This is a genomic window from Solitalea agri, assembly GCF_023914155.1.
Classification (GTDB): domain Bacteria; phylum Bacteroidota; class Bacteroidia; order Sphingobacteriales; family Sphingobacteriaceae; genus Solitalea; species Solitalea agri.
Window position 1 is genome coordinate 1 of record NZ_JAMWYS010000048.1, and the last position, 1,361, is coordinate 1,361.

Consider the following 1,361-nt stretch of genomic DNA (forward strand, 5'->3'; position numbering starts at 1 on the left):
TTCTCAATCAAAAAATATACAGTCAATTCTCGGCAACTAAAAAGGCTGCCCCTTTTGAGACAGCCTCTTCTATATTCTTAAGCGTGAATCCACGAAAACTTATATTCAAGTGATGGTGTTTTCATCCGTTCCGCTACTCTGTTTAAACGATCAGGAAGAGCCATTAAATAATCACGAGCCTTTTCACCAGCATCATTTAATCCAGTTAACTGATCCAATTTCCACTCTTCTACTAAATCTTTCAAAATATCAGTATAATCAGTAGCTGTATAAACACCTAAGCGTTGTGCGGCATCGGTAAAATGACCAAACGTTTGGCCAATCTTCAGCCCCATCTCACGAAGAAAATGCGCAGGCATAACAATCTTTTTGCGCATCATGTCTTCAAAGGCTAACAACATTTCATTAGGATCAATTTCCAAAATACGAGCAACAAATGCTTTATAGGCTTTTGCATGGCGAGCTTCATCGGCAGCAATATGACCACATAATTTAGCCATTAAAGTGTCTCCTTGTTGTTTGGCGAACTGAGCCACACGACGGTGAGATAAATTAGTGGCAGTTTCCTGAAAACTGGTATAAATAAAATTACGATAAGGATCTTTATCGGTACCAATATCAAAACCATCGGCTATAAGATATTGAGTTGAAATTTCCATTTTACGCATATCTACTCGTCCCGACAGGTACAAGTAAGTATTCAATGCAGCTCCATGACGATTCTCTTCAGCTGTCCAGGCTCTAACCCATTTACTCCAAGGTCCATTACGATCTTGCGAAACATGCTCTATCCCTGCCAACCATGTTTCGTATGTGGGTAGGGCTTCTTCTGTAATAGTATCTCCAATTAAAACAGCAACTAAATCATAAGATAATTCTTTAGCGCTATCTTGCAGTTGCTTTACTTCTTCAAAAAAATTCTCTGAGCTCGAAACCGGCAGTAAATCTGCTGGCTGCCATATTTTATCAACTGGTGTAAGAAATTCATTGTAAGCATCTTGAATATACTTTTCAATATGTTTCATTACCTCCAAACGTGACAACGAAAAATTCATTTATAGTTTGAGTTTAAGTTTAAAACACTTTATATGCACTTAGCATTCAAGGGTTAAAGGTAGACAATAATAAATTGCTTGAGGAATTTAATCAAAAAATAAAAAAGGATATTTGTCATTGTTATTTAGTATAACAAGTTTTTTTTGAAAACCCTTCATAAATCTTAGTAAACGTCTATCAGTCCCGCTTTCCATTGCAAGTCCTCGCCTGCCCGACACAAAGCTAGCGCCTGGCTGCGGGCTTTCCATTGCAATCGGGTTTAGGGTCGTTAGGGCAGTAGGTTATTTAGCTGATGGAAAATGGTT

At 38.0% G+C, this 1,361-nt stretch carries 1 protein-coding gene; it reads right to left on the reverse strand.

The features are described 5' to 3' along the window. Positions 1-77: 77 nt before the first annotated feature. Positions 78-1,055 carry an acyl-ACP desaturase gene (locus tag NF867_RS13810; RefSeq protein WP_252588656.1) on the reverse strand — a complete coding sequence of 326 codons (978 nt, stop codon included), beginning with the start codon at positions 1,053-1,055 and terminating at the stop codon, positions 78-80. Positions 1,056-1,361: the final 306 nt, after the last annotated feature.

What these genes read in the sequence shown, in the direction of transcription:
- NF867_RS13810 (WP_252588656.1), bottom strand. Translation starts at nt 1,055, where the DNA reads ATGAATTTTTCGTTGTCACGTTTGGAGGTAATGAAACATATTGAAAAG.